Source organism: Streptomyces sp. 150FB (assembly GCF_000818195.1).
Classification (GTDB): domain Bacteria; phylum Actinomycetota; class Actinomycetes; order Streptomycetales; family Streptomycetaceae; genus Streptomyces.
Genome location: NZ_JTHL01000001.1, coordinates 6,447,387 through 6,454,089 on the forward strand (window position 1 = coordinate 6,447,387; position 6,703 = coordinate 6,454,089).

Consider the following 6,703-nt stretch of genomic DNA (forward strand, 5'->3'; position numbering starts at 1 on the left):
TCAGCCGGGCGCACGTGTATAAAAGGCGTATGACGAAGCAGGGGAGATGGCCGAATGCCCGTAATTGATAAGCCAGTTGGCGTAACAGGGCCCGAGGTCGTCACCATCAGCTTCGCCGGCTTCAACCGGGCCTGGGCCGACTGGATCGGCACCTGTCTGGAACGCCGTGGACACCGCGTCGTCTACCAGAGCTGGGACCCCGTACCCGACGCGCCGCTCGAAGAGTATCTGCGGGATCTGCTGCTCGCCTCAGGACCGGTCCTGATGGTGCTCAGCGAGTGGTACTTCCAGGTCGGTCCGCGCCGGCACGACGAGTGGAACAGGGCGCTGCGCGCGGTGGTCCCCGGCGCGCGCGGACGGTTCGTGGCGGTCTCCGTCACCACGTCGGCGGTGCCCAGCGCCACAGCCGCACTCGGCGCCGCCGACCTGACCGGCGTCGGGGAGGACGAGGCAGAGCGGCGCGTCCTCGGCGTCCTCGGCCTGCCGTCCGACCCGGTCCCCCAGCTCGCCGGCGTACGCGGCCCCCGCTACCCGCGCGACACCCCCGACGTCTGGGGCGGCGTCCCGCGCCGCAACACCCGCTTCACCGGCCGGGAAACCCTGCTCGACGACATCTACCACACGTTCCAGGGCGCCGAACGGGGTGCCGCCGTGGTCACCCTGCACGGCATGTCGGGCGTCGGCAAGACCCAGCTCGCCGCCGAGTACGTGTACCGCTTCGCCGCCGAGTACGACGTGGTGTGGTGGGTGTCCGCAGACAAACGCGTCACCTGCCGCCAGAAACTCGCCGAACTCGCCCCGGCGCTCGGCCTGTCCACCGGTGTGGAGTACGGCGAGCGGCTGCGCGCCTCCCGCGACTCGCTGCGCAGGGGCGACCCGTACTCCCGCTGGCTGCTGGTGCTCGACGGCGCCGACGAACCCGACCGGATCTGGGACCTGGTGCCCAGCGGCCCGGGCCATGTGCTGATCACGGCCCGCAACCCGGAGTGGGAGCAGCACAACAGCACCCTCAGGGAGGTGCCCGTCTACGACCGCGACGAGTCGGTGGCCTTCATCCGCCGCCGCGCCCCGCGCCTGACGGACACCGAGGCCGATCAGCTCGCCGAGGCGCTGGAGGACCTGCCGCTGCTGCTCGACCAGACGGCGGGCTGGCTCGGCGACTCCACGATGTCGGTCGGCGAGTACATCGCGCTGCTCGCCGGCGGCATCGACCAGGACGTCGTCAAGATCTCCGCCGACTTCCCGCTCGCCTTCCAGACGGGCTGGTCGATCCTCCTCAACAACCTCCGCGAGACCGTCCCCGAGGCGGTCGACCTGCTCCGCCTGTGCACCTTCTTCGCGCCGGGCTCCATCCCCGTACGGCTGGTGCGCGACCTGCCCGTCAACACGCTCCCCGAGAAGCTGCGGGGGCTGGTCGACGACCCGGTGCGGTGGGCGCGGGCGATCAACAAGCTCCGGCAGTACGCCGTCGTACGCGCCGCGGGCGTCGGCGAACGCGAGGCCCACGACTCGGTCGGCGAAGGACCGCCGTCCACGGTCGGCGACACGCTCTACATGCACCGCATGGTTCACCTGATCGTGCATCAGGACATGCCCGCACAGGATCACGAGGAGTTCATCGAGGTGGTACGCCGCGCGCTCGCCGCCGCTGACCCGGGTCAGCCGGCCGACCCCCGGATGTGGCCCCAGTACGCCGAGCTGACGCCGCACCTGAAGTGGGCGGACGTCCTGAAGAGCACCGACCCCGCGATGCACACGCTGGTGTTCAACTGCCTGCGCTACATGTACTTCTCCGGCGAGTACCACGCGGGTGTGACACTCGGCAGGCGCGCCCTGGCGGCCTGGAAGGAACTCCTCGGCCCCACCCACCCGAGGATCTGGGAGCTGACCCACCACTACGCCAACGTACTCAGGGCGATCGGCGACTACGAGGGCACCGAGGCCATCGAACGCGCCGCCGTCGACCACCTCCGTGAGGAGCGCGGCCCTGAGGACCTGGAGCACCTGCGCGCCGCCGGCGGTCTCGCCGCCGACCTGCGCGCCCTGGCCCGCTACGACGAGGCGCTGGAGGTGTCCGAGTGGGTCCTCGCCGCCTTCCGCGACCTGCTCGGCGAGCAGGACTACCGGACCATCGGCGCCCAGAACAACCTGGCGGTCTCGCTGCGGCTCCTCGGCCGCTACGGCGAGGCGCTGGAGCTGGACAGGCGGACCCTGGAGGCGCGCAGGCAGCTCCTGCGCCCCCGCCACAGTTGGACGCTCTACTCGGAGATCCACCAGGCCACCGACCTGCGGCTGCTCGGCAGATACACCGAGGCGGAGTCGCTCCAGGCGCAGAGCGTCCGGGTGCACCGCACCGTACTGGGCCACGAGCACTGGCAGACCCTGCTGGCCGAGCACAACCTCGCGCTCTCGCAGTACCGCGCCGGCGACCGTGTCCGGGCGGGAGAGCTCTTCACCCAGGTGCTCGAACGCTCGGAGCGGGTCCTCGGCGAGGAAGCACCGCAGATCATGATGTCGGCGGCGGCGCAGAGCTGCTTCGCCCGCGAGCACGGCGACATCGACCAGGCCACCCGGATAAGTGAACGTGTCATGGCCGGCTACCGGAAGATGCTCGGGGACGCGCATCCGTACGCCGTCGGGGCGCGCTCCAACCACGCGCTGATCCTGCGCAGGGTCGGTGAGCGGGACGAGGCGCACGTCCTCGTCGAGCGCGCGCTGATCGGGATGGAGCGCGCCGTGGGCACGTCACACCCCTGGGCGCTGGGCTGCGCGATCAACACCTCGGCGCTGCGCAGGAACGTGGGCGACGCGGAGGGCGCCGCCGAACTGAGCGCCGTCACCGCCTCCCGCGCGACGGCCGCCCTGGGGCGCACGCATCCGCTGACGCTCTCCGCCCGTCTCGCCTACGCGGCCGACCTGCGCGAACTCCGCGACCACCTGCGCTCCGACAAGATCGAGGGGGAGGCGCTGGAGGACCTGGCCGCCACGCTCGGCGCGCAGCACAACCACACCCTCACGGCCCGCGCCCGCAACCGGCCCTTCTGGGACTTCGAGCCGCTGGGGATCTGAACGACAAGGGGCCCGGCTCCCGCGATGACCGCGGGGGCCGGGCCCCTTCCCGTACTAGCTGTACAGCGCCCTACTCAGCGCACTCAGGCGTCGAACACCTCGTTCACGAGCTGCTGCTGCTCGGCCTGGTGCCGCTTCGCCGAACCGACCGCCGGGGACGAGCTGTGCGGACGCGAGATCCGCCGCAGCCGCTCGGCGCCCGGGATGTCGGCGCCGACCGCCAGGTCCAGGTGGTCGATCAGGTTGAGCGCGATGAACGGCCACGCTCCCTGGTTCGCCGGCTCCTCCTGTGCCCACAGGTAGGTGTCGGCGTTCGGGAACTTGGCGATCTCCGCCTGCAACTCCTTGCCGGGCAGCGGGTACAGCCGCTCCAGGCGAAGGATCGCGGTGTCGGTGACCCCGCGGTTCTCCCGCTCGGCCTCCAGGTCGTAGTAGACCTTGCCCGCGGTGAAGACGACCTTGCGGACCGCGCTCGGGTCGAGCGTGCCGGCCGCGACCGCCGGGTCCCCGATCACCGGGCGGAACCCGCCGGTGGTGAACTCCTCCGCCTTCGACGCCGCGGCCTTCAGACGCAGCATCGACTTCGGGGTGAAGACGATCAGCGGCTTGTGGTGCGGGTTGTGGACCTGCCAGCGCAGCAGGTGGAAGTAGTTCGACGGCAGGGTCGGCATCGCGACCGTCATGTTGTTCTGCGCGCACATCTGGAGGAAGCGCTCGGGGCGCGCGGACGAGTGGTCCGGGCCCTGGCCCTCGTAGCCGTGCGGCAGCAGCAGCGTGACGCCCGAGGTCTGGCCCCACTTCTGCTCGGCGGCCGAGATGTACTCGTCGACGATGGTCTGCGCGCCGTTGACGAAGTCACCGAACTGCGCTTCCCACATGACCAGCGACTCGGGCCTGGCGAGGGAGTAGCCGTACTCGAAGCCCATCGCCGCGTACTCGCTGAGCAGCGAGTCGTAGACGTTGTAGCGGGCCTGGTCCTCCGACAGGTAGAGCAGCGGGGTGTAGTCCTCGCCGGTCTCCTGGTCCACGAGGACCGCGTGGCGCTGGCCGAACGTACCCCGGCGGGTGTCCTGGCCCGAGAGCCGGACCGGGGTGCCCTCCATCAGCAGCGAACCGATGGCGAGGGTCTCGCCCATGCCCCAGTCGATCGTGCCGTCGTCCACCGACGCCGTACGGCGCTGCATCTGCGGCATCAGCCTCGGGTGCACGGTGATGTGGTCCGGGATGTTGACCTGCGACTCGGCGATCCGCTTGACGACCTCCTGGGAGACCGCCGTCGTCACGGACACCGGGAACTCCGGCTGCGGGTCGGAGACCTGCGTGGGCGCGGGCTGCGACGTGGCCTCGCGGACCTCGGCGAAGACCTTTTCGAGCTGCCCCTGGAAGTCCTGGAGCGCCTGCTCCGCCTCTTCCAGCGTGATGTCGCCCCGGCCGATGAGGGACTCGGTGTAGAGCTTGCGCACCGAGCGCTTCTTGTCGATCAGGTTGTACATCTTCGGGTTGGTGAACTTCGGGTTGTCGCCCTCGTTGTGACCGCGCCTGCGGTAGCAGATGAGGTCGATCACGACGTCCTTGTTGAACGCCTGGCGGAACTCGAAGGCCAGCCGCGCGACGCGGACCACGGCCTCGGGGTCGTCGCCGTTCACATGGATGATCGGCGCCTCGATCATGCGCGCGACGTCGGTCGCGTACATGGACGAGCGCGCGGACTCCGGGGCGGCGGTGAAGCCGACCTGGTTGTTGATCACGATGTGGACGGTGCCGCCGGTGCGGTAGCCGCGGAGCTGCGACATGTTGAGCGTCTCGGCGACCACACCCTGGCCGGCGAAGGCCGCGTCGCCGTGGAGCGCGACGGGCAGGACCGTGAAGTCCGTACCGGCCTTGTTGATGATGTCCTGCTTGGCGCGCGCGATGCCCTCGATGACCGGGTCGACGGTCTCCAGGTGCGACGGGTTCGCCGCCAGCGACACCTTGATCTGCTCGCCGTCGAGACCGGTGAAGGTGCCCTCGGCGCCCAGGTGGTACTTCACGTCGCCGGAGCCGTGCATCGACTTCGGGTCGAGGTTGCCCTCGAACTCGCGGAAGATCTGCGCGTACGACTTGCCGACGATGTTCGCCAGGACGTTCAGCCGGCCGCGGTGGGCCATACCGATGACGACCTCGTCGAGGCGGGCCTCGGCCGCCGCGTCGAGGACCGCGTCCAGCAGCGGGATGGTGGACTCGCCGCCCTCCAGCGAGAACCGCTTCTGGCCGACGTACTTCGTCTGGAGGAACGTCTCGAACGCCTCGGCCGCGTTCAGCCTGCGCAGGATGCGGAGCTGCTCCTCGCGCTCCGGCTTGGCGCGGGGCCGCTCGACGCGGTCCTGGAGCCACTTGCGCTGCTTCGGGTCCTGGATGTGCATGAACTCGATGCCGGTGGTGCGGCAGTACGACTCGCGCAGCACGCCCAGCACGTCGCGCAGCTTCATCATCGTCTTGCCGGCGAAACCGCCGACGGCGAACTCGCGCTCCAGGTCCCACAGCGTCAGACCGTGCTCGGTGACGTCGAGGTCGGGGTGCTTGCGCTGGCGGTACTCCAGCGGGTCGGTGTCGGCCATGACATGGCCGCGCACCCGGTAGGAGTGGATCAGCTCGAAGACCCGCGCCGCCTTGGTGACGTCGTCGTCGTGCGAGGCGTCGATGTCCTTGAGCCAGCGGACCGGCTCGTACGGGATCCGCAGCGACTCGAAGATCTCGTCGAAGAAGTCGTTCTCGCCCAGCAGGAGCTGGCTGAGGATGCGCAGGAACTCGCCGGAGGCGGCGCCCTGGATGACCCGGTGGTCGTACGTCGAGGTCAGCGTCATGACCTTCGAGATGCCCAGCTTGTTCAGGGTGTCCTGCGACGTGCCCTGGAACTCGGCGGGGTAGTCCATCGCGCCGACACCCAGGATGAGGCCCTGTCCGGGCATCAGGCGCGGCACGGAGTGGACCGTGCCGATGCCGCCGGGGTTGGTGAGCGAGGCGGTGACGCCGCTGAAGTCGTCCATCGTGAGCTTGTTCGTACGGGCCCGGCGGACGATGTCCTCGTACGCCTGCCAGAACTCGAAGAAGCCCAGCGTCTCGGCCTTCTTGATGCCGGCGACGACGAGCTGGCGGTCGCCGTTGGGCTTCACCAGGTCGATCGCGAGGCCGAGGTTCACATGCTCCGGCTTGACCAGGGTCGGCTTGCCGTCCTTCGTCGTGAACGAGTAGTTCATCGACGGCATGGCCTTGAGGGCCTGCACCATCGCGTACCCGATGAGGTGCGTGAAGGAGATCTTCCCGCCGCGGGCGCGCTTGAGGTGGTTGTTGATGACGATGCGGTTGTCGAAGAGCAGCTTCACCGGGACCGCGCGCACGGATGTGGCCGTGGGCAGTTCGAGCGAGAGGTTCATGTTCTTCGCGACGGCGGCGGACGGGCCGCGCAGCGTCACGTACTCCGGGCCCTCGGCAGCGGCCTCGGCGGCCGGTGCGTTGCCGTTCTGCGCCGGACCCGTCTTCCCGGCCGGCTCGGCCGCGGGCTTCGGCGTCACGGGTACGGGAGCGGTCACGGGCTTCGCCGGCTGCGCCGGGGCCGGCGCGGTGACGACGGGCTTGGCCGGGGCCGCGGGCGCCT

General features: G+C 69.9%; 2 protein-coding genes. One reads left to right on the forward strand and one right to left on the reverse strand.

The genetic code is table 11. The features are described from left to right. The first annotated feature begins 54 nt into the window (after nt 1-54). Complete coding sequence (gene fxsT, locus QR77_RS27920) at nt 55-3,069, forward strand: FxSxx-COOH system tetratricopeptide repeat protein (protein ID WP_052489105.1); 3,015 nt, start codon at nt 55-57, stop codon at nt 3,067-3,069. 83 nt (nt 3,070-3,152) lie between these two features. On the opposite strand, the gene QR77_RS27925 is transcribed toward fxsT, so the two are convergent. Next, on the reverse strand, nt 3,153-6,703 hold a 3,551-nt coding region (locus QR77_RS27925), incomplete at its 5' end, for a multifunctional oxoglutarate decarboxylase/oxoglutarate dehydrogenase thiamine pyrophosphate-binding subunit/dihydrolipoyllysine-residue succinyltransferase subunit (RefSeq protein WP_040024807.1).

Coding starts and splice junctions, on each gene's coding strand:
- fxsT (WP_052489105.1), top strand. CDS start 55: ATGCCCGTAATTGATAAGCCAGTTGGCGTAACAGGGCCCGAGGTCGTC.